20 protein-coding genes, 1 tRNA gene and 2 riboswitches are annotated in these 21,853 nt (G+C 56.2%); of the genes, 9 read left to right on the top strand and 12 right to left on the bottom strand.

Annotated features, from left to right (window positions below; translation table 11 throughout):
• Nucleotides 1–84: 84 nt before the first annotated feature.
• From sucD to pcrA, 3 genes are all read right to left on the bottom strand, one after another.
• Entirely contained in the window at nucleotides 85–987 is a 903-nt protein-coding gene (gene sucD / locus LG294_RS02865) for a succinate--CoA ligase subunit alpha (RefSeq protein WP_404289314.1), read from the bottom strand.
• Between the two features lie 16 nt (nucleotides 988–1,003).
• Complete coding sequence (gene sucC, locus LG294_RS02860; RefSeq protein ID WP_105554207.1) at nucleotides 1,004–2,176, bottom strand: ADP-forming succinate--CoA ligase subunit beta; 1,173 nt, start codon at nucleotides 2,174–2,176, stop codon at nucleotides 1,004–1,006.
• Between the two features lie 240 nt (nucleotides 2,177–2,416).
• Nucleotides 2,417–4,792: a DNA helicase PcrA gene (pcrA, locus tag LG294_RS02855; RefSeq protein ID WP_404289312.1), complete on the bottom strand. Its 2,376-nt coding sequence runs from the start codon at nucleotides 4,790–4,792 to the stop codon at nucleotides 2,417–2,419.
• A gap of 63 nt (nucleotides 4,793–4,855) precedes the next feature.
• On the opposite strand from pcrA, the gene LG294_RS02850 reads away from it, so the two are divergent.
• On the top strand, nucleotides 4,856–5,509 hold the full coding sequence (locus tag LG294_RS02850; protein WP_404289310.1) for a hypothetical protein: 654 nt from the start codon (nucleotides 4,856–4,858) through the stop codon (nucleotides 5,507–5,509).
• Between the two features lie 56 nt (nucleotides 5,510–5,565).
• Nucleotides 5,566–5,639 (top strand) — tRNA-Arg (locus LG294_RS02845).
• Between the two features lie 72 nt (nucleotides 5,640–5,711).
• Here the strand turns inward: LG294_RS02845 and LG294_RS02840 are convergent.
• Nucleotides 5,712–6,941, bottom strand: a complete 1,230-nt coding sequence (locus LG294_RS02840; protein WP_404289308.1) for an ROK family protein — start codon at nucleotides 6,939–6,941, stop codon at nucleotides 5,712–5,714.
• A 188-nt stretch (nucleotides 6,942–7,129) separates the two neighbouring features.
• On the opposite strand from LG294_RS02840, the gene LG294_RS02835 reads away from it, so the two are divergent.
• Nucleotides 7,130–7,543: an NUDIX domain-containing protein gene (locus LG294_RS02835; RefSeq protein ID WP_404289306.1), complete on the top strand. Its 414-nt coding sequence runs from the start codon at nucleotides 7,130–7,132 to the stop codon at nucleotides 7,541–7,543.
• Between the two features lie 83 nt (nucleotides 7,544–7,626).
• Here the strand turns inward: LG294_RS02835 and LG294_RS02830 are convergent, their stop codons facing one another.
• The 5 genes from LG294_RS02830 to LG294_RS02810 all read right to left on the bottom strand — a co-directional run bounded on the left by LG294_RS02830 (nucleotide 7,627) and on the right by LG294_RS02810 (nucleotide 13,433).
• Nucleotides 7,627–9,504: an ABC transporter ATP-binding protein gene (locus tag LG294_RS02830; RefSeq protein ID WP_404289304.1), complete on the bottom strand. Its 1,878-nt coding sequence runs from the start codon at nucleotides 9,502–9,504 to the stop codon at nucleotides 7,627–7,629.
• A 67-nt stretch (nucleotides 9,505–9,571) separates the two neighbouring features.
• Entirely contained in the window at nucleotides 9,572–10,066 is a 495-nt protein-coding gene (locus LG294_RS02825; RefSeq protein ID WP_404291613.1) for an HNH endonuclease, read from the bottom strand.
• A gap of 226 nt (nucleotides 10,067–10,292) precedes the next feature.
• Nucleotides 10,293–11,144 carry a C40 family peptidase gene (locus LG294_RS02820; RefSeq protein WP_404289302.1) on the bottom strand — a complete coding sequence of 284 codons (852 nt, stop codon included), beginning with the start codon at nucleotides 11,142–11,144 and terminating at the stop codon, nucleotides 10,293–10,295.
• A gap of 3 nt (nucleotides 11,145–11,147) precedes the next feature.
• A riboswitch (cyclic di-AMP (ydaO/yuaA leader) is annotated at nucleotides 11,148–11,317 on the bottom strand.
• Nucleotides 11,318–11,441: 124 nt separating this feature from the next.
• Nucleotides 11,442–12,473 carry a M23 family metallopeptidase gene (locus tag LG294_RS02815; protein WP_404289300.1) on the bottom strand — a complete coding sequence of 344 codons (1,032 nt, stop codon included), beginning with the start codon at nucleotides 12,471–12,473 and terminating at the stop codon, nucleotides 11,442–11,444.
• Between the two features lie 2 nt (nucleotides 12,474–12,475).
• A riboswitch (cyclic di-AMP (ydaO/yuaA leader) is annotated at nucleotides 12,476–12,662 on the bottom strand.
• A 78-nt stretch (nucleotides 12,663–12,740) separates the two neighbouring features.
• Nucleotides 12,741–13,433, bottom strand: a complete 693-nt coding sequence (locus LG294_RS02810) for a metal-dependent transcriptional regulator (protein ID WP_404289298.1) — start codon at nucleotides 13,431–13,433, stop codon at nucleotides 12,741–12,743.
• A 261-nt stretch (nucleotides 13,434–13,694) separates the two neighbouring features.
• On the opposite strand from LG294_RS02810, the gene serC reads away from it, so the two are divergent.
• Entirely contained in the window at nucleotides 13,695–14,816 is a 1,122-nt protein-coding gene (serC, locus tag LG294_RS02805; RefSeq protein WP_404289296.1) for a phosphoserine transaminase, read from the top strand.
• 86 nt (nucleotides 14,817–14,902) lie between these two features.
• On the opposite strand, the gene LG294_RS02800 is transcribed toward serC, so the two are convergent.
• Both LG294_RS02800 and LG294_RS02795 read right to left on the bottom strand, forming a co-directional pair.
• Nucleotides 14,903–15,523: a DUF3027 domain-containing protein gene (locus LG294_RS02800; protein ID WP_404289294.1), complete on the bottom strand. Its 621-nt coding sequence runs from the start codon at nucleotides 15,521–15,523 to the stop codon at nucleotides 14,903–14,905.
• Between the two features lie 3 nt (nucleotides 15,524–15,526).
• Complete coding sequence (locus tag LG294_RS02795; RefSeq protein WP_404289292.1) at nucleotides 15,527–15,910, bottom strand: cold-shock protein; 384 nt, start codon at nucleotides 15,908–15,910, stop codon at nucleotides 15,527–15,529.
• A gap of 242 nt (nucleotides 15,911–16,152) precedes the next feature.
• Between LG294_RS02795 and LG294_RS02790 the strand changes: the two genes are divergently transcribed.
• The 5 genes from LG294_RS02790 (at nucleotide 16,153) to LG294_RS02770 (ending at nucleotide 20,034) form a co-directional block, all read left to right on the top strand.
• Nucleotides 16,153–16,371, top strand: a complete 219-nt coding sequence (locus LG294_RS02790) for a hypothetical protein (RefSeq protein WP_404289290.1) — start codon at nucleotides 16,153–16,155, stop codon at nucleotides 16,369–16,371.
• 57 nt (nucleotides 16,372–16,428) lie between these two features.
• The gene (locus LG294_RS02785) at nucleotides 16,429–17,136 is read left to right on the top strand and encodes a response regulator transcription factor (RefSeq protein WP_096289209.1); all 708 of its coding nucleotides are present in this window, start codon (nucleotides 16,429–16,431) and stop codon (nucleotides 17,134–17,136) included.
• Nucleotides 17,137–17,179: 43 nt separating this feature from the next.
• Nucleotides 17,180–18,712 (top strand): sensor histidine kinase, encoded by a 1,533-nt coding sequence (locus LG294_RS02780; protein ID WP_404289288.1) that lies wholly within the window; start codon nucleotides 17,180–17,182, stop codon nucleotides 18,710–18,712.
• Nucleotides 18,713–18,819: 107 nt separating this feature from the next.
• Nucleotides 18,820–19,110: a WXG100 family type VII secretion target gene (locus LG294_RS02775; RefSeq protein WP_096256074.1), complete on the top strand. Its 291-nt coding sequence runs from the start codon at nucleotides 18,820–18,822 to the stop codon at nucleotides 19,108–19,110.
• Nucleotides 19,111–19,143: 33 nt separating this feature from the next.
• Nucleotides 19,144–20,034 (top strand): DUF4031 domain-containing protein, encoded by an 891-nt coding sequence (locus tag LG294_RS02770; RefSeq protein ID WP_404289285.1) that lies wholly within the window; start codon nucleotides 19,144–19,146, stop codon nucleotides 20,032–20,034.
• A gap of 115 nt (nucleotides 20,035–20,149) precedes the next feature.
• On the opposite strand, the gene groL is transcribed toward LG294_RS02770, so the two are convergent.
• A complete protein-coding gene (gene groL / locus LG294_RS02765; RefSeq protein WP_404289284.1) occupies nucleotides 20,150–21,787 on the bottom strand; it encodes a chaperonin GroEL in 1,638 nt (545 codons plus the stop codon).
• Nucleotides 21,788–21,853: the final 66 nt, after the last annotated feature.

The following is a 21,853-nucleotide window of genomic DNA, read 5'->3' as shown; positions in this document are numbered from 1 at the left end:
AGCCACGTTTTTTAGGCAACAAGAAAGGGGCCTTGCAACGGATCAGTAAAAGATCCGAGGCAAAGCCCCTGACTCAGTTTTGGCTTAGAGAGCCGAGAAAACTTCGCGCAACAGGAGGGCGGTCTCCGAAGGAGTCTTGCCTACCTTCACGCCGGCAGCTTCAAGAGCTTCCTTCTTGGCCTGTGCGGTACCGGCCGAGCCGGAGACGATGGCGCCAGCGTGGCCCATGGTCTTGCCCTCAGGAGCGGTAAAGCCAGCCACGTAGCCAACAACTGGCTTGGTAACGTTGGCCTTGATGAAATCGGCTGCGCGCTCTTCAGCGTCGCCACCGATCTCACCGATCATGACGATGGCCTTGGTCTCTGGATCAGCTTCGAAGGCGGCCAGCGCGTCGATGTGGGTGGTGCCGATAACTGGGTCACCACCGATGCCGATTGCGGTGGAGAAGCCCAGATCGCGCAGTTCGAACATCATCTGGTAGGTCAGGGTACCTGACTTGGAAACCAAGCCGATTGGGCCCTTCTTGGTGATGTTGTTCGGGGTGATGCCGACCAGTGCTTCACCTGGGGTGATGATGCCCGGGCAGTTAGGGCCGATGATGCGGGTGATCTGGTTGCCGTCGGCGTCAACCTTCGACTGTGCCAGCGCCCAGAACTCAGCCGAGTCCTGCACTGGAACACCTTCGGTGATTACTACAACAAGGCCGACCTCGGCCTCGATAGCTTCAACGACTGCGTCCTTGGTGAACTTAGGTGGAACGAAGACGATCGATACGTCTGCGCCGGTCTCGGCCTTGGCCTCGGCCACGGTGCCGTACACCTTGATGTCCTGGTCACCGTGGGTCACGGTGGTTCCGGCCTTGCGGGCGTTCACGCCACCGACAATGTTGGTGCCAGCCTTAAGCATCAGGGCGGTGTGCTTGGTGCCTTCGCCGCCGGTGATGCCCTGGACTATGACCTTGGAGTCCTTGTTCAGGTAAATGCTCATTGTTCGCTTATCCCTCTTACTTCGCTGCGTTGGCGAGCTCGGCGGCCTTGTCGGCGCCCTCGTCCATGGTTGCTGCCAGAGTCACCAGTGGGTGGTTGGCTTCGGCCAGGATGGCGCGGCCTTCTTCAACGTTGTTGCCGTCAAGGCGGACAACCAGCGGCTTGTTAGCGGAATCGCCCAAGGTGTTCAGTGCGCCAACGATGCCGTTTGCTACGGCGTCACATGCGGTGATGCCACCGAAGACGTTCACGAAGACCGAATTGACCTGTGGGTCATTCAGGATGACGTCCAGGCCTGCAGCCATAACCTCAGCCGAGGCTCCGCCGCCGATATCCAAGAAGTTAGCTGGCTTCACGTTGCCGTGGTTCTCGCCAGCGTAGGCTACAACGTCCAAGGTGGACATAACTAGGCCAGCACCGTTACCGATGATGCCTACTTCGCCGTCCAGCTTGACGTAGTTCAGGCCAGCGGCCTTTGCCTTGGCTTCCAGTGGGTCGGCTGCGCCCTTGTCCTCAAGCTCTTCGTGAGCTGGGTGACGAACCTCGGATGCGTTCTCATCCAGGGAAACCTTGCCATCCAATGCAACGATGTCACCGGCACCGGTCTTCACCAGTGGGTTCACCTCAACGAGGGTGGCGTCCTCTTCCTTGAAAACAACCCACAGCTTCTGCAGGGTGTCGGCAACCTTTGCGCGCAGTTCCTCAGGGAAACCTGCTGCGGCAACGATTTCGTCGGCCTTGGCAGCATCGATGCCAACCAGTGGATCGACGGCGACCTTTGCCAGTGCGTCCGGACGCTCAACTGCGAGCACCTCGATCTCCATGCCACCTTCTACCGAGCACATAGCCAGGTAGTTACGGTTTGCACGGTCCAACAGTACCGAGAAGTAGAATTCCTCAGCAATGTCGGCGCCCTGGGCGATCATGACCTTGTTGACGGTGTGGCCCTTGATGTCCATACCGAGAATGTTGGAAGCGTGCTCGAAAGCCTCGTCTGCGGTCTTGGCAACCTTAACGCCGCCAGCCTTACCGCGGCCACCGACCTTGACCTGTGCCTTAACTACAACAACGCCGCCGATCTTCTCAGCTGCGGCTTTAGCTTCTTCCGGGGTGTAAGCGACGATACCGGCAAGCACGGGAACCCCGTGTGCCTCGAATAGATCGCGCGCCTGGTACTCATACAGGTCCACGGGTTTGTGTCCTTCGTTCGAAGTTCATGCTGACTCGCGACATGGCCATAAATCGAAATCCATGCCACGCCCTAGAGAGCGCAACGTAACTATCGGCAGTCATACGGCGCCGTAGCCGTGCGCACCTCTCAGACTATCCCGACTTTTACAAACTTCCCACTTTTACAGGCTGTAGAGAACTGACCAGCGGGCGCTTGAAGGTCTCAGAAACCTCGAAGAACGCGCCAAAAGAATCTGCGGCTAATCAATCATTTCTAAGGGTGCGTAACGCAAAAGGAGTCGTTTTTCCGAGTCGGCAAATTGCACTTTTGCAACCGTTTTATCCCCGGCACCTTCAATTGCGATAACAACGCCCAAGCCAAAGCCTGAATGCTTTACGTTTTGCCCAACCTTTGGAATGACAATTTCTTTGTTCTGCTGCACGCGCTGTTTAGCCACCGGAGCGGCATTGTGCCCACGAGAGGCAAAATTCGACGCAGTACCTGCACCCCAATGCGATCCACTGTCATAACGACTCGTGGCGAAATTCACCGTTCCGTTACTCCCACCCCACCCCGAAGACTGAGAACCTTCACGCTTCCAGTCCAACAAGTGGGAAGGAATTTCATCCAGGAACTGACTGGCAGGGTTATATTGCGACTGCCCCCACAAGCTACGCTGCTCGGCTCGGGTCAGATACAAACGTTCCCTAGCTCGCGTCAGACCCACATATGCTAAACGCCGTTCCTCGGCCAATTCCTTTTCGTCGGTCAAGGAACGCTGGTGCGGAAAGACTCCGTGTTCCATGCCGGTCAGGAACACTACCGGGAATTCCAGGCCCTTCGCAGTGTGTAGCGTCATCAATGTGACGACTCCTTCACGAGCCGCCATTTCTGCGCCTTCGCTGTCGGTAGGCGCCTCGGGGATCTGATCCGCGTCGGCCACTAACGCCACGCGTTCCAAGAACCCTTCAAGTCCGCCCTCCGGCGCATCGATCACATAGTCTCGGACCACAGCGACGAGCTCGGCAAGGTTCTCTACACGGGATTCATCCTGCGGATCACTCGACGCGCGAAGCACTTCGAGGTATCCAGTCTGCTCCAACACCGCTTCCAGCGCTTCAGCAGGGCCCGAGCCTTCTGCAACGGTTTTCAAATCGTCCATCAATGACACGAACGCCGCCGTCATCTTGATTCCACGGGTGCCTAGCCCCGGAGCTTCGTCAGAACGGCGCAACGCCTCCATAAAAGAGATCCGATCGCGTTCGGCGAGCGCGGCAACCGCTCCCTCTGCACGGTCGCCGATACCTCGCTTGGGTTCATTAAGGATACGTCGGACATTAATGTCATCTTCTGGATTCACCAAGGCCCGCAAATAGGACAAGGCGTCCTTAATTTCCTTGCGATCGTAGAAACGCGTACCGCCGACCACCCGATACTTCAGATCTACACGCATAAGTTGCTCTTCGAGGGCACGGGATTGCGCGTTGGTGCGGTAGAAAATTGCGACGTCCCCCGGTCGCACGTCTTCCTCGTCATTGAGTCGAAGGATCTCCTCGGCGATCCAGCGCGCCTCATCCCCTTCGGACTCGCCCACATAGCCGATGATCTGCTCGCCGTCGCCGCTAGCCGTCCACAGGCGTTTATCGTTGCGTTCCGGGTTGCGCTTAATTACTTCGTTCGCCGCTGAGAGGATGTTCTGGGTGGACCGGTAGTTCTGTTCAAGCTTGATCGTCGCAGCGTCTGCGTAATCCTTCTCGAATTCCACGATGTTGCGTATATCGGCCCCACGGAACGCATAAATCGACTGATCTGAGTCGCCGACCACCGTCAGTTCTCCCGGTGTCGTCTGCCCATCGGGGCCGGTTAATTCTCGAACCAGGGAGTACTGCGCGTGGTTCGTATCCTGATACTCGTCGATTAGTACATGGCGGAAGCGACGACGGTAGTTGTCCGCCACCGCAGGGAAGGCCCGGAACATGTACACGACCTGTCCAATCAGGTCATCAAAGTCCATTGCGTTCGCCGCGCGCAACCGACGGGTATAGCCTCGGTACACCTCTGCCACGGCCCGTGCAAACGGATCATTGGTGTTCATGGTGGAGGCGAAATCTTCTTCGTCGATAAGTTCGTTCTTCAACGACGATATTTTGTGGGCGATGGCCTTGGGGGTGAATCGCTTCGGATCAATGTCCAGCCCCTTGGCGATCAGCGTGATCAAGCGCAAGGAGTCGGCCGAGTCGTAGATGGAGAAGTTCGACTTCAAACCGATAGTTGACGCCTCTCGGCGCAGAATTCGCACGCACGAGGAGTGGAAAGTAGAGATCCACATCTTCTTTGCCTGTTCTTCACCGATCAGCTCGGACGCGCGTTCACGCATTTCCGCAGCGGCTTTGTTGGTGAAGGTGATGGCGAGAATTTCGTGCGGGCGGGCGCGTCCGGTTGCTAGCAAATACGCAATGCGATGAGTCAGCACGCGGGTCTTACCAGAACCCGCACCAGCAATGATCAAAAGCGGGCCGCCGTGATAACGAACTGCCTTGTCTTGCTGTTCGTTCATCCCCACTAACAGTTCTTCAGGCGTCGGTAAAGTGCGCTGTGCCGGCTCCGCGGCGAAGTCATCGTTAAGGAAATCCATGGTGTAGCCAGTCTACGTGGGCTCTGCGACGGTTTCACTGAGCTACCCGGCATAATGGAAGGTATGGCAAAGAACGTTAAGAAAAGCAAAGAGTATCGTAAGCCGGCACACTTCCAAGGTGAGCCGACTAAGCAGCTCGGTCAAGGACTGCGAGATTCTGCGCAGCAACGTGAATCTACATCTAATCCGATGCTACTGATCTCAGCGGGTTTGATCACTTGTGTATTCCTCTTTGTCTACTACCACGTGCTCACGATGCACCAGATGACTGACCTCAGCGACGGGTTGGCCATGCCGGACCAGCGTGTCTTCGGTTACACGGTTTCGGATATTGAGGCGCTACGTGCAGCCATGGATTCGGATGCCACCGGGCAGCTAAATTATCTGCACAAGACCGCTGGACTGCTCTTCCCTTTGCTGACCGGACTGTTTTCCATGCTGATCTTCATTCGCTGGATTCCAAATCGCCAGATGCGCTGGTTGGCTTGGTTAGCGCCTTTGCTGTTTGCCGTGACCGACCTGTGGGAGAACTTCGCCATTGATTCCCTCTTCGGTGCGGAACTCAACGAAAGTACCGTCGCGCTCGCTTCGATTCTGACCACGATTCGCTGGGTCACGCTTATCATCACCGCTGCCCTGGTCCTCGGCTTGGCGACACGTCGGGCAAATAAGGCAATGATGAAGAAAATGGCTGACATTCGGCAGCAATCATCCTGACAAATTCATCGTCAACTTCCTAGTAGGATAGTGTTGATGGCGCGCTTAGCGCCTGCGCCCCTGTAGCTCAGTAGGATAGAGCGACCCTCTCCTAAAGGGTAGGCCGTCGGTTCGATTCCGGCCAGGGGCACAAATCAAAAAGTCTGAGGTCCCGTTCCTAGATGGAACGGGACCTCAGACTTTTACTGTCTTTTCGAACGACTTAGCGCAGTAGCAGCGCGGTAGCCTTCGGAGAGAGTGAAGCATCCATGACGACACACGCGCCACCGATGGCGCCAACCTGCGACCCAAGGCTAGAGGTACGGGTTACGACTTCGTGGACTGTACGTAGGCCGAAGCGACGCTGAACTGCGTTGTCGACTTCATCGGCGACGAGTTCACGAACCTTATCCCACTGTGGACCGCCGAAGACGATCTCCTGGACATCCAGCGCGTTGGCCAGCTGTCCGGCGACTTCGCCTACTCGAATCATCGATTCAACGATCAATTCCTTGGCAACGGCGTTGCCTTCCAATGCGAGTTCGGTCAGACGGTTGAGACCCTCGGAACGCTGCTCTGGGCCCATGATTTCATAGGACGGCAGTTCCAAACCGCGTTCCTTAGCCTGGGCAGCCATAAACTCGTAGGAAGTGCCTGCAGCCAAGCAATCGTCTGCACCGCACTCTTCACATACGACGGATTTGCGTCCGGTGGAGTAGTGCCCGATTTCGCCGGCGTTATTGCTCGATCCGTGGTGAACTTCGCCATCGATGACGATGCCCGCACCGAACCCGTGTCCGCAGTAAACGAAGACAAAATCATCTGATTTCTCTTCCTTGGACTGCCAAAGCTCGCCAACTGCAGACGCGATGGTGTCCTTTTCAATGATTACTTGCAGGCGGAGCAGCTTACGTAGTGGATTAACCAGCTCGACATCTGCCCAGCCATCGAGCAGCGGCGGGTTGAGCACCACACCGTCTTCGACGTTTACCGGCCCTGGTACGGCAATACCGACACCGACGATGTGCTTTTTCGGCACACGAATCTCGGCAATCAGTTCCTTAACCGTGTCTGCCATCAGTTGGATGGTTTCCGTGGCTACCTCAAGGTTCGGGACATCGATACTGCGCTCACGCAATACATCGCCGCGAAGGTTCATCGCGACAAAGGTCAACACGCTTGGGTCAAGATGGATACCGATGGATACTAGGCGGTTTCCCTCTAGCTCCAGTACGGTTCTTGGCTTACCCGGGCCGGACACAATGGTACGGTCTTCGCGAACGATGCCATCGTCAAGCAAACGACGAACGACGTTTGAAATGGTCTGTGGTGAAAGTCCAGTCGAACCCGCAAGCTCCACACGGCTGATGCCGTCCGGGGCTCGTCGGATGGACTCAAGGATAACCGCCTGGTTGAAATCGCCAAGGCGGCCTAAGTTTGTTCCCCGTCGCATTAAAGCTCCATAGATCTATAAATTTGATGGATCGATCTCTCTATTCCAACATTCAGCTAAGACGTCGTCGTATGATCTGAAACTGCGAGTTCTCTAATCACGACATTACTCAACTAAAAACGTTGGAGATCCAATAATGCACGTTACCATTCGTCACGAGTTTTCACACGCGATATTGTGATTTGGTGATGAAAAATTTAACTATCTCAGCGGCATGTTTAATCAACGATCAGGGACAAATTCTTTTAGTTCGGAAGCGCGGAACCTCTAAATTCATGCAACCTGGCGGAAAACCAGAAGCAGGTGAGACGCCCTTGGAAACCGTGATGCGCGAGGTACATGAGGAATTAGGGGTGAAGTTCGAAGAAAAGGACTTTGAAGAGTACGGCCAATGGCTTGGGCCTGCCGCCAACGAAGCAGACACCTCGATACAGGCTTATTTGTTCGCAGCAAGATTTAACGGTTCACCCAATCCATTAGCCGAACTCGAGGAGCTCATGTGGATACATCCTCACGAAGCCCTGCAGCGTGATGACATCGCCCCGCTATTACGCCAGCACGTATTGCCTATCCTGCTTGCGCGGACAAACGGGGCCAACTAGCTGAGGCGCTTATGCACATGTGGCTCCTCAAGCGCTTTCAGGGAATATTTCGCTTCACGCAGGGATATGGCAGATGAGCTGCTTTAGTTGTGATCCGGGTCTTGGGCAGAATTGAACTGAGTTTCGTAGAACTTGGCGTAGGCCCCTTGTGCGCCTAACAAGCTCAGGTGGGTTCCACGTTCCACAATTCGTCCACCGTCGATCACCAATATTTGGTCTGCTTGCCGAATCGTTGAAAGCCGATGGGCAATGACTAAAGCGGTGCGGTTTTCCAGTGCCTGGGACAATGCCAACTGCACGGCAAGCTCGCTGCGTGAATCCAAAGCTGCAGTGGCTTCGTCGAGAATTACTAGACCTGGATTTGCCAAAATCATCCGGGCGATGGTCATTCGTTGGCGTTCGCCGCCAGATAGCCGGTATCCGCGTTCGCCGACCACTGTGGCCAGTCCGTCAGGGAGGGCTGCGATTTGGGACCGCAATTGAGCATCTTCCAAGGCCGACCATAGTTGCTCTTCGCTGGCCTCCGGGTTTGCCAGTAACAAGTTAGAGCGCACGGTCTCATGTAACAGGTGCCCGTCTTGGGTCACCATTCCTAATTCCTTGTACAGGGATTTGAGGGTGATATCGCGCAGGTCATGCCCGTTAAGAGTAATGGCTCCGCCACGCACGTCGTAGAGACGCGCGAGCAGCTGCGCGATAGTCGATTTACCAGCACCGGAAGAACCTACCAATGCGACGGTTTGACCAGGCTGAATTTCGAAGGAAATATCATTCAGGATTACTTCACCACCACGTTTATCAAGCACGGCAGTATCTTCCAGCGAGGCTAGTGAAACTTCCTCGGCGCTGGGGTACGCGAAGCTCACCTTATCAAATTTCACTGCCACAGGTTCTGCGGGAAGTGCAATCGCGTTCGGTGCGTTTTTGATCAGCGGTTCAAGGTCTAGCACCTCGAACACTCTATCGAAGCTGACCAGTGCGCTGGTGATCTCTACGCGGGCGTTAGCAAGGCCCGTTAGCGGCGCATATAGGCGGATGATGAGCATTCCGAGCACCACCACGTCACCAGCTGCCATCTCGCCACGCAGAGCGTAGAATCCACCCAGTCCGTAAACCAGAGCCAGCGACAGCGCCGCGACCAATCCTAGTACAGTCACAAACGCGAATTGCCGCATGGTCATCTTGATGCCAATGTCACGAACTCTCGCGGCCCGTAAACCAAACTGTTCAGATTCTTCGTTTGGGCGCCCATAGAGCTTGATGAGTGTCGCTCCGGGTGCCGAGAAACGTTCGGTCATCTGGCTACTCATTGAAGCGTTCAGGTCCGCCGACTCCTTGCGCAGCCCAGCTAGCGACTTTCCGAACCGTCTCGCCGGCAGCAGGAACAGCGGGAAGAGGACCAGGGCTAGGAGCGTGACCTGCCAAGAGGTAGTGAGCATGACAATAGCGGTCAGGATCAATGCGACTGCATTTGAAACTATGCCGGACAAAGTTCCGGCAAAGGCAGCTTGCGCTCCGATCACATCCGAATTGAGCCGCGAGGTCAGTGCTCCGGTGCGAGTTCGAGCGAAAAATGCGATGGGCATCTTCTGCACATGGTCAAAGACCTTCGTTCGAAGGTCAAAAATGATTTGCTCACCAAGGTTAGATGATTGCCAGCGGACGAGCATCGCGAATATTGAATCAAAAACGGCAACTATCACCATGGCGATCGCTAGGTTGCGCACGGTCTCCCAACTGCCCTGCGCGACGATTGCGTCGACCACTCTACCTGCAAGCACCGGGGTGATGACAGCGATTGCCGCTGACAGTACCGAGAAGATCACGAAGATTATCAGACGTGCTTTGTAGCTGATTGCGAAGTCAAATACGCGCCGTGGTGTCTCGGGACGATATGCACGTCGCTGTTCGCTCTTTGAGAGCTGCCACAGCGTACTCCACGCCGCGCCTTCCATACTCACGAGTTACCTCCGTGATTTGTTCAGATTAGTACTAACGTCTCAACATCTCACGGAGTCCGAATATTTCCTAGCTGGCTTGAAGATATTGAGTCCATGAAGAATCAATGTGGTCAAGTCCGGAAACCAGATGCCCACCCACTCGGGGCTGATGCGGAGTGAGCAACAGTTGCCATCCCAATTGCGAGAGCATTTTGTCGGCTTTGCGGCTGTTGCAAGATAAGCAGGCGGCCACGAGGTTCTCCCAGGTGTTCTGCCCACCTCTGCTGCGCGGGATTACGTGGTCGATAGTGTTGGCTGTTTTACCGCAGTAGGCGCAGCGGAAGTGGTCTCTACGAAGAACGCCCCTACGGGTCACATGATTCATGTTCCTGTAGGGGCGTCGCACATATCGTTTTAAGACGATCACAGTGGGGCGTGGTAAATCTCCGTGAGTGCCGCGCACGGGCGACTCATCATCCTGCAAAATGATTGTTGCTTTTTCGGTAAGCACAAGGATCAAGGCGCGTCGGAAGGTCACCACCGCTAATGGCTCATAGCCTGCATTCAAAACCAACGTTCGCATCCGTATATGTCCTTCAATGATCTCGTGTGCATCACTAGAAGTTGATGACAACGAGCTCCTCGCAGTTAGTCTTCTTGTCGTTAGCCTATGCGATATATTGCCGATTTGACTTGAAGAATAGGAAGATATTCGTTAATTTTCATCGAGAAGTAGCCCGAAGTTCACCCTGTTAAACGACCATTGGCCACCGAACATTATGTTCGGTGGCCAATGGGAGCAGACTGATTTAGCCGGCTAGAGTGTAGTAACCATACAGTGGGTTGCGAGTCACTGAGTGAATCATGGTGTCCACAGTTGGGTTTTGCGCGCCAATCATCTGGCCTCCACCCAAGTAAATACCTACGTGGCCGCCACCGTTCTGGAATACCAGGTCGCCCGGCTTCGGGTTGCTGGTGCGCTTGAACTGGCCGGATCCAAGGATCGCGGAGGTGCCACGAGCGATGTTGATGCCGTGCTGGGCATAAACGTACTTCACGAAGCCGGAGCAATCCCAGCCACTTGGGGTGTTGCCGCCCCAGACGTATGGAACACCCGAGTACTTCGAAGCCGTGGCTGCGATACCGGTGAGGTTCTTGCTCGGGGCCGAGGATTCCTGCTTGGAGGATTCCTGCTTGGTCTCAGTTGGAGCACTCTGCTGGCTATTGCCGCCACGGTTCTGACGGGTCATTGGTGCCATGGAGTCCGAGCTACCCGAAGAATCGGAGTTGCCCGAGTTTTCGCGAGTGGTTGGCTCGATGTCATCAGCGACAGCGATAACGACCGGCTCGGGCTTTGGCTCAGCGGTGAAGCTGGCGCGCTCGATATCGACGTTATCCGCCTTCTTGGTGGATACCTTGACTGCCTTGACAGCAACGCGTTCCGGGTTGATCGTGTCAACCGGGGAAGCTGATACGTCACGTGGGGCTGTTGCCTGACCTGGTACACCCAGGGTGACGATCAGACCGGACGCAGCAGCAACAACGGCTGCCTGACGTCCGACCGAGCCTGCATTCGAGGACACTGCCTGCGAAATGCTAGCAAGTGGGTTGGTACGTGCTGCTGGGGCGCGGTGGCGTCCCGGCGCTTGACGCTTGGTCACAATAAAGCCTCTCCTTGATACCTACGAGGTAAGCTGTCGGGTTCGAAGTGGAGTTACCTCGGTGGATTTGAAGTTTCCCTCTTGTCCACTTAACCCCTAGGGTTGTTAGCCAAAACTAACTACCCGATGTTGGTTCCCCCGCCACTGCCGTACGAGTTGTGTATAACTGCTCATTGCGCGTTGGCAGTGCTCGGTTCTCACGCAATGTTGCTCAGGGATTCCCCTTGGCACGTTGTTAATCTTATAGGACTATCTTCCAAATGTCACGTTTTGATCACGGTAAGGTGACGAACGTCGTTATAACCATCCAGCAGGGTCTTTGAATTGACCGTCAACGATCACTTCAAAGTGCACATGCGGCCCCGTGGAGTTACCAGTGCTACCAGCCAAAGCGATGACATCGCCGCGCTTGACGGTGTCTCCCACGTTGACCAGTAGTTGCGAGTTGTGGCTGTAACCGGTCTCCAGGCCATTTCCATGGCTCAACGTGACTCGCTGTCCGGAGTGACCGGCCCATCCGGAGACGGTAACCTTGCCCGACGCTGCAGCATAGACCTTCGTGCCGCTTGGCACGCCGTAATCTGTGCCACTGTGGATCATGTAGCCGGCACCTGTTGGATTCTTACGGTGCCCGAAGGATGAGGTGATGCGGTTGCTATCCACTGGACGCTCAAGCAATCCACCGGTCGAGCCGAGCTTCTGAATGTTGCCGCCGGAAGCGGTGAGGATTTCAGAGAGCTTCTCTTCGTCGGCCACCTTTGGGTTGATGTCAGACTTCAAAGCCGCGCGCTGCACATCTAGTCCAGCATCACTTGGAGCTTTTACATCAACTACTGCGGAAGTTGCTGTGCGCTGCGCGCTCGCTACTACCGGTCCTTCTTCGGATACGTCGCTACTCAGCTGCGGAGAAACCGCTGCTAGCGCCAAGCCCGACACCGCGGCAACGGCCGCGATCTTGTGGGTGAACCCAAGTCGGGAAGTCTTTTTTGGTGAAGCGTGAAGGCTCTGAACGAGCGCTTCGTTACTTGCTACTACGCCTTCAGGTGCACTGGTTGGCTTTGCCGTAGGTAGGGTAATGACGTTTCCGTCAACATCCTGGGTAGCAAGTGTTTTCTGCGTTGGCGCAATGCCGTAACGCTGACCAGATTCAAAACGGCGTCCGACATAGTCGGCGCAAAGTGGTTCTGGAACTGCTACTGCTTCGACAGCGGCTGCGCGAGTTGCGCGGCGACCAGCGGATCGTTCAGTGGCGGCCGCTGTGATCTCAGTGATCGCATCGATCTCGACGTCTGCGGCACGGCGTCGACCCGTAGTCCTGGTTTCTGCCAAAACATTCCTCTCAATTTCTACACCTGCGAAGTTAGCTGTCGGGTTCGGCCCTGAGATTGGTCCGGTCCTGCCTGATGGCATGACTTCACCCCAAGACGAAATACTCGTCAAATGAGTGGGTTCCCCGCTATTGCCCTTAAAACTCTTTTCACATCCAAGACGCAGGACAATACTCGGCGTTTGCGCTCTCGGAATCGGCATCAGTTAGACCACTGACGCCCTTCGATAACCCTACCGTTCGATCGGAAAAGTTACAATTTCGTTATCTTATTTTGTACGCACAAAGACGTGCGCACTCACTTCCACTGGCAATTCCAGTGCGCCTTCAACACCTTGCACCCGGACTACAACGTATTCATCCGCGCGTTCTAAATTGACGATCGCACCGGGGCGGATTCCGCCTTCATTCAGTTGTCCGAGCAGGATTGGGTCGGTCTGGATCGGTTCTGCAAGTTGTTCGATTGCCACTGGCCCGATGTTCCCGGAGAGCAAAGCGTTATCAAGATTCTCAACCTCATGTGAGATTTCGATTACTTTTGGCCCGCCAAGGACTTCAAGTCCGGGAATTGGGTTGCCATACGGTGAGACCGTGGGCTTGCCCAGCAGGTCGTACAGGCGGCGCTCGACACGCTCACTCATTACGTGCTCCCAGCGGCACGCCTCATCGTGCACGTATTCCCATTCAAGGCCAATTATGTCCGAGAGCAGACGTTCGGCCAGTCGGTGCTTACGCATCACGCCCGTAGCCAGTTCGTGACCCTTTTCGGTCAAAGCGAGATGACGGTCAGTTGAAACCACGACGAGCCCATCGCGTTCCATTCGGGCGACTGTCTGCGACACGGTAGGACCAGAATGCCCTAGACGTTCTGCGATTCGCGCGCGCAGAGCCACGATTTCCTCTTCTTGAAGCTCAAGAATGGTACGCAGGTACATCTCGGTTGTATCAATAAGGTCAGACACGTTAGCCACTCCTGGAAGTCACAACAGTTAGGTTCGCATAAGAAAACGGAACGTCAGTAAGCAACTCTACTTGGTACAGACGCAATCCCAGCGACGGCCTCGTGGTTTGCATGTCGTAACCGACTGTCCCGTTTTTCTCTCATCCCCCCGCAGTTTGCGAAGATGTTAATTGAAACGTCGTAACTATCCTGAACTATTCCATCGCGCTCGCGATCAGTCGGGATGTCAGCACTTTCAATCAAACGCTATTAGAGGAGCGAGATGAGCACCGGCATCAACATTCCAAAGAACCTTCTGCCAGCCGATGGAAGATTCGGCGCAGGACCTTCCAAAATTCGCCCCGAGCAAATTCAGGCAATCGTCGACGCAGGAACCGATCTACTGGGCACCTCCCACCGTCAGGCGCCGGTCAAGAACCTGGTGGCCTCCGTGCAGGATGGCTTGAAGAAGATGTTCAGCGCACCCGAGGGCTACGAAGTACTTCTGGGCGTTGGCGGCGCCACCGCTTTTTGGGACGCCGCGGCTTTCTCCCTGGTACGCAACAAGGCGCAACACCTGTCCTTCGGCGAATTCGGCTCGAAGTTCGCCAAGGCTACCGACAAGGCCCCATTCCTTGCAGCCTCGTCGATTATCACTTCCGAGCCTGGTTCAGTTCCGAGCCCGGTTGCCGAGGCCGACGTAGACCTCTACGCCTGGCCGCATAACGAAACCTCCACGGGCTCGGCCGCCCCGGTCAAGCGCGTGTCCGGTGCCAACGAAGATTCCCTGATGGTCATTGATGCTACGAGTGCCGCTGGCGGCCTGGATGTGGATCTGTCGCAGACTGATGTGTATTATTTCGCACCACAAAAGAACTTCGCATCCGACGGTGGCCTCTGGGTCGCATTTGCCTCCCCCGCAGCAATTGCACGCATCGAGGAAATTGCAGCTACCGACCGTTGGATTCCAGACTTCTTGAATTTGAAGACTGCGCTGGATAACTCGCTGAAGAACCAGACCTACAACACACCGTCGCTAACCACCTTGGTGAGCCTCAATGAGCAGATCAGGTGGATCAACTCCAATGGCGGCTTGAAGTGGGCAGCAGCGCGCACCGCCGAGTCAGCTGGCCAGATCTACGCTTGGGCCGAGGCTTCGAAGGTTGCCACGGCATATGTAGCCAACCCGGATCACCGCTCGAATGTCATCGCCACGATCGACTTCGACGATTCGGTGGACGCGGCGGCGATCTCCAAGGCCCTGCGCGCCAACGGAGTAGTGGATGTAGAACCATACCGCAAGCTCGGACGGAACCAGCTGCGTATCGCTACCTTCGTGGCTATCGATCCAAAGGATGTTGCAGCACTGCTGACGAGCATCGATTACGTCATCGAACAGCTCTAGCCTCTGAGCGAACAAAAAGCGATCCGCAGTTTCACCTCATTGAGTGAAACCGCGGATCGCTTTGCATTTTCTAGAGCTCTTCGCCGCTAGCTGTCCTTGCGTGGCCGGTTGCGCTGGGCTGCCCGGCGTCGAGCCGCGGTGCGTTGCGCCGTGCGTCGGCGACGCACCTGACGACGTGCAGGGGTTTTGATGCCCTGCTCGGACGTCGAATCGGTTTCATCACTTGCTTCGTGTTCCTCCGGAGCATCGGATGGCTCCGTCGAGTTCTCCTGAGATTCGTACCCAGCGGTATCGGCGGCATTGGAACCTGCGTCGGAGTTCTCGGTTGCGCTTCCGCCAGTAGCGGGTTCGTCCTTAGACTCATTGGCTTCGGCTTCCGCCGCCTCAATTTCTTCTTTTACCAGGCGCTCGGCCCAAGGGACCCACGCCGGTGCAAGAAGTGCGTCGTCGCCTGCAACAATGCCGGCTTCGCAAACAGTTAGATCTTTCGCTTTTGCTCGTGGCACCCGCGCAAGTGTCGCGAACCAAGTCCAGCCCCAGTAACCACTTTTCTGGGAGACAAATCGATGGGTGACTAATCTTTCACCTTCGGGCGTAGCTCCGAGATACTCACCAATCTCCGTTTCCGCTGCGATCTCGATGATTGCGTTGCGCGCAACATCAACCGCTTCTGCGAGGGTGGTGTCTAACTTGGGTTTACGGGCCATTATTTAAACGTCCAGATCATCGGCTACCGCGCGAAGCACGGTAGCAACCTTTTTGCCGTGGGCTTGTTCAGGATATCGCCCCTTGCGCAAGGTATTGGATACCTGATCAAGAACCTTGATCAGATCCTCAATCATTGCAGCTTGCTGTTCGGGGCTCTTGCGCTTAGCGCGAGCCACCGATGGGGCTTCCTCTAAGATACGCAGGCTCAGCGCCTGAGGGCCGCGGCGCCCTTCGGCCACGCCAAACTCAAGACGGGTGCCGGGGCGTAGGTCATGAACACCTTCCGGCAGCGCCGCGGCGTTCACGTATATTTCTTTACCGTCTTCGGTGGTAATGAAGCCGAAGCCTTTGGCCTTTTCGTACCACTTAACCTTGCCGCTAGGCATGATCCCTTACCTCGTTCGTTTCTCGTGCTGTAGCGCTTTCAGTGCAACTAATTACTTCACGCTACGCCTTTTCATATCTCCGGATCCATGGAGCATTCATCCGGGTCGTCCATTTACTTCTACCGGGTGCTCAACGTACGGATTCGAATTAAGTCGAATACCTTAGATTATGACATCTTGAGGCCCGCAACTACACCTTGAGTCACGGCGACCGCTTTAGAAGCGCTGTATCGTTAATAGCCGTGAGCGCTTCATCGATTACCCTGACCGTCATTTCCCGCACCGCAGTCACACTCGCGGTCCTCTCGGCTTTGTCCTTGGCAACGGTCCTCGTGTTGTATTTCCAGGAAATTTCTATCCCGCCGATCATCATGGCCTTCGGCGTTTTCGGACTGCCTCTTGCCTTCATCCTGGCCGGCGTGGTCGTCATCGGAAATATCAGCAAACGCCGCAATAGCTAACCACGTCATCCAGATACCTCTCAGCACACTCCCAGTTATCGCGTGCACACTGGGTTTATGAGTGCAAAAACCCCAGAGGCCAAACTGCTTGTCGTGGATGACGAACCAAATATCCGCGAACTCCTATCAACTTCCCTGCGATTCGCCGGCTTCCAAGTGGTCGCCGCAGCCAACGGCCGCGAGGCCCTCGCCGCTGTCGAAGCAGAAGAACCAGATCTCGCGGTTTTGGACGTCATGCTTCCAGACATGGACGGGTTCACCATCACCCGCAAGCTACGTGCCGCCGGAAGGCATTTCCCCGTACTGTTCTTGACCGCTCGCGATGACACCAGCGACAAGGTCACCGGTTTGACCGTGGGCGGCGATGATTACGTCACCAAGCCATTTAGCCTCGATGAGGTTGTCGCCCGCATTCGCGCCGTGCTTCGCCGTACGGCCACGGGAGAAGAAGAGAACGCCACTATCGTGGTCGCGGACCTTGAACTCGATGACGACGCCCACGAGGTGCGACGGGCAGGCGAGGTCATTGATCTTTCGCCAACCGAGTTCAAGTTGCTGCGCTACCTGATGATGAACCCGAACCGTGTACTTTCCAAGTCGCAAATCCTTGACCATGTCTGGGAGTACGATTTCAACGGCGATGCTTCGATCGTCGAATCCTACATTTCCTACCTGCGTCGCAAGGTTGACCGCCCAGAGTGGCCTGCGCTAATTCAGACCAAGCGCGGCGTCGGTTATTTGATGCGCACCCCGGATCGCCGCTAGGGTCGATACCGCTTAGCAGGCCAAGGGATTGTAAAGTCATAACATGCAGGCATTTAGAACGCTGTGGCGTCGCACTTCACTGCGCACCAAAATGGTGACGTTGATGTGTGCACTGATGATCTGCGGCGTCGGCGCCACAGCGTTCGGCTCCGCCCACACACTTCGCATCTCGATGACCAACCAGATTGATGATCAGCTAAACGTTGCTGGCCCCACCATGGGCTTCGGCCTGAATAAGGCCTACCAGTATTCCTTGGACAACGATCAATCTGGCAGGAACAGTGGCATCGATTCGACGTTGCTGGGGCTGAACCGCTCGTATGCGGATATCCGTGATAAAAACGGCAAGATCGTCTACATCATGCCTCGAAGCCGGGTGACCCCTGGCAACACAAGCGACACTCCCCTGCTCGCACCAGAGCAAATGGAAGAACTGGCTAAGACCCCTTGGGCTCCGGTGACCATTCCGGGCATCCACTCTGGCTCGGCCGGCTGGCGAGCCATGATCGTTCCGCTACCTACAAGCGAGATGAATGTATTCATTGCGCTTCCGTTGGAAAACGTAAATGACACGGTTCAAAAGACCGCTATCTTAGTCTTATCTACCGGCCTGTTGGCGACATTGCTCATGTCAATGATCGCCTACGGCCTCACCTCTAGGTCATTGCTTCCGCTGATTCGAGTAGAACGCACCGCAGCCATGATTGCCGAGGGAGACCTGTCTCAGCGTGTACGCAATTACCCGCCGGAAACCGAAGTCGGCCGTCTGTCCCGCTCCTTGAACGCAATGCTCGCGCAGATCGAGCGGGCCTTCCGCGACCGCGAGGCCTCAGAAAACAAGATGCGCAGATTTATCCAAGATGCATCCCATGAGCTGCGCACCCCGCTGGTAACCATCCAAGGCTATTCGGAGTTCTATCGCCACGGCGGACTTGCCGACCCTGAAGCCCTAGACTCGGCTATGGGACGTATCGAAGCCGAATCCAAGCGCATGGCTCACTTAGTTGAGGACCTGCTCATGCTGGCTCGGCTCGATGAGCAGCGCCCCCTCGAAAAGCAATCGGTTGACCTGCTGGTGCTCGGGCAGGACGCTGCCGAAGACACCAAAGTTCGAGCGCCACTGCGCAAGGTCACTTTGGTCGGCTTGGACTCCAACTACCCATCTCCAGCCAGCACGGTCGGCGACGATGCTCGCATCCGCCAGGTCATAGCCAATTTGATTACCAACGCACTGCGTTACACCCCGGAAGACTCCGCGATCGAGATCGCCGTGGGAGTTCGGTCCCTCGTGGCAGGTGCTATGGATGCGGTGCTAGAGATTCGAGATCATGGCCCGGGAATTCCGGAGGATGACGCAAATCGTATCTTCGAACGCTTCTACCGCAGCGACAGCTCGCGTCAACGTGAAACCGGTGGCTCGGGTCTAGGACTTGCGATCGTCGCCGCAATCGTCCAGCAGCACGGCGGTTCGGTTGCGCTGAGCGAAACCCCTGGCGGAGGTGCAACCATGGCCATCTGCCTCCCTTATGTGCCGTTGCAGGAGCCTCGCGACCTCGACCGGTTTGAAGAGGACTAAACCTCGTTCAGGTTGTCCACAGCAGGTGAGAATGTCCCGCTGCACTGGTTCTGTCTGACCTATGGTGATCTCATCTATCGGATCTCCCCGTAAGGCAGGACCAACCCATGAGTACCTTTTCAACCAACACCGGCGAAATGCAGGTCAAGTCGCAGGCGGTCATGAACACCATCGACAGGCTACGCTCCGAAGTTTCCACGATGCAGATGAACCTGGATCAGCTCCAAAGCACCTGGCAGGGTTCGGCCGCCACATCCTTCCAGTCTATTGTGGCCGAATGGCGAAGCACCCATGTGCGCATCGAAGAGGCTTTAAGCAGCATCGCCACCGCGCTAAACCACGCGTCTATGCAGTACGAAGAAGTCGAACAGGTCAACACCTCATTGTTCCGCTACTGACCAGTTAGGGCGGGCGCTCGGTACGCTTAGATTATGAGCATACTGATCGACCCGCCGCGCTGGCCCGCTCACGGGACACTCTTTTCCCATTTAATCTCCGACACCTCTGTGCTGGAACTACACCAGTTCGCCAGCCGTCTGGGTATCCGGCAAAGAGCCTTCGACAGAGACCATTACGATGTGCCTCAGGAACGCTACAACGAGTTTGTTGCGGCCGGAGCCCGTGAAGTCTCCGGAAGCGATCTCGTCCGTGTCTTAGTCCGTTCTGGTCTTCGGATCCCTGCCCGCTTCCGCCCCGAACGGCTGAATCCGGCATTGCTTAAACGGTGGGAGCGGACCTTGCCCGGGCAACGAGCCTTGGCCGAAGATTTACTGCTCCGCTGGAGCCAGGAGCACCGCCACTATCATGATCGCGTTCATCTGCTCTCGGTCCTTGAATCCTTGGATTGGCTCTGCGGGACACAGATTGAGGCGCAGGAGCGGCAAATACTAGAACTAGCTGCATGGTTTCATGATGCGGTCTATGAAGGCACCACCGAGGACGAAAGAAAATCTGCGGACTTAGCGGCGATTAGCCTGCAGGGACTGATTTCCGACAAAGCTCTAACCAAGGTTCAACAATTGATTCTGCTGACTATTGAGCATCGACCGGCCGAAGGCGATCTGCTCGGAGAACTGCTCAGCGACGCAGACCTAGAGGTCTTGGCGCGCCCGGCCAAGGCCTATCAGCGCTATGCTAAGGCCGTCCGGGACGAATACGACCACGTACCGGCCGCAGACTTTGCACGGGGCCGAGCAGGCATTCTTCAAGAGCTCCTGCTAAAGGACCGACTGTATTGCACCGTGCCAGCCCAGGAACGCTGGGAGAGCCAAGCACGGGCGAACCTCGAAGCGGAGCTTCACCAGCTACTTCTACAGGTTTAAGAGCTCTTCAGTTCTGGAAGCCTAACAGTTAATGGCCCGAGGGCCTGCTTCAAAACGAAGCAGGCCCTCGGGTTCAGGTTGTCCTGTGAGACAGGTGCCTGGGAAGTACGGAAGCTTAGAAGCCGCCCATTCCGCCCATGCCACCCATGTCGTCGCCACCTGGCATGGCAGCGCCAGCAGGAGCTGGCTTGTCTGCAACGACTGCCTCGGTGGTGAGGAACAGACCGGCAATCGATGCAGCGTTCTGCAGAGCTGAACGAGTCACCTTCACTGGGTCATTGACGCCGGCCTCCAACAGGTCAACGTACTGACCGGTGGCAGCGTTCAAGCCGTGGCCAGCTGGCAGGCCCTTGACCTTGTCGGCGACAACGCCTGGCTCCATGCCCGCGTTCAGTGCAATCTGCCGCAGCGGAGCTTCGATACCAACACGAACGATGTTCGCACCGGTTGCTTCGTCGCCTTCCAGCTCAAGCTTGGCGAATGCTGCGGCGCCAGCCTGAATCAGAGCCACGCCGCCACCGGCGACGATACCCTCTTCAACGGCTGCCTTAGCGTTACGCACTGCATCTTCGATGCGGTGCTTGCGCTCCTTGAGCTCCACCTCGGTTGCGGCGCCGGCCTTCAGCACAGCGACACCACCGGAAAGCTTTGCGTGGCGCTCCTGCAGCTTCTCGCGGTCGTAGTCCGAATCGGTGTTCTTGATCTCGGCTGCGATCTGCGCCTTGCGACCCTCGATGGCGTCGGCGTCGCCGCCGCCTTCAACGATGGTGGTCTCGTCCTTGGTGATAACGACCTTGCGGGCGGTACCCAGAACTTCGAGGCCAACAGTATCCAGCGACAGGCCGATTTCCTCGGAAACAACCTGGCCACCGGTCAAGAGTGCGATGTCGGTCAGCATAGCCTTGCGACGGTCACCGAAGCCTGGAGCCTTGACGGCCACAGACTTGAACAAACCACGGATCTTGTTCAGGATCAGGGTAGCAAGTGCTTCGCCCTCAACGTCTTCGGCGATGATCAGCAGCGACTTGTTCGACTGCATGACCTTCTCCAGCAAGGAAACCATGTCCTTGACCGAGGAGATCTTCGAGTTGACGATCAGGATGTAAGGGTCTTCCAGCACGGTCTCCTGACGCTCAGCGTCGGTGACGAAGTATGCGGAGATGTAGCCCTTGTCGAAGCGCATGCCCTCTGCCAGCTCCAGCTCAAGGCCGAAGGTGTTGGACTCTTCAACGGTGATAACGCCCTGCTCGCCGACCTTGTCCAGTGCTTCGGCGATTAGTGCGCCGATTTCTGGATCGCCAGCGGAGATCGAAGCGGTAGCAGCGATCTGCTCCTTGGATTCAATCTTCTTTGCAGCAGCGAACAGTTCGGCAGTGACGGCCTCTACAGCCTTATCAATGCCGCGGCGCAGAGCGATTGGGTCGGCGCCGGCAGCAACGTTGCGCAGGCCTTCCTTAACCAGAGCCTGAGCGAGCACGGTTGCGGTGGTGGTACCGTCACCGGCGACATCGTCAGTCTTCTTGGCAACTTCCTTGACGAGCTCGGCGCCGATCTTCTCGTATGGATCCTCGAGCTCGATTTCCTTGGCGATGGACACACCGTCGTTGGTGATAGTAGGTGCGCCCCACTTCTTCTCCAAAACAACGTTGCGACCGCGTGGGCCCAAGGTCACCTTAACGGCGTCCGCCAGAATGTTCAGGCCGCGCTCAAGTCCGCGGCGTGCTTCCTCGTCAAATGCAATCATCTTGGCCATAGTGGCTTTCGGTCCTTTCGGGGACGATTTTGCGAAAATGCAACCGACAGACAGCGCCCGCGACGG

The organism is Glutamicibacter arilaitensis, from assembly GCF_044793945.1.
Lineage (GTDB): Bacteria > Actinomycetota > Actinomycetes > Actinomycetales > Micrococcaceae > Glutamicibacter > Glutamicibacter arilaitensis_B.
The sequence above is the reverse complement of the archived record's forward strand: the minus strand, read 5'-3'. Positions and strand labels throughout refer to the sequence as shown.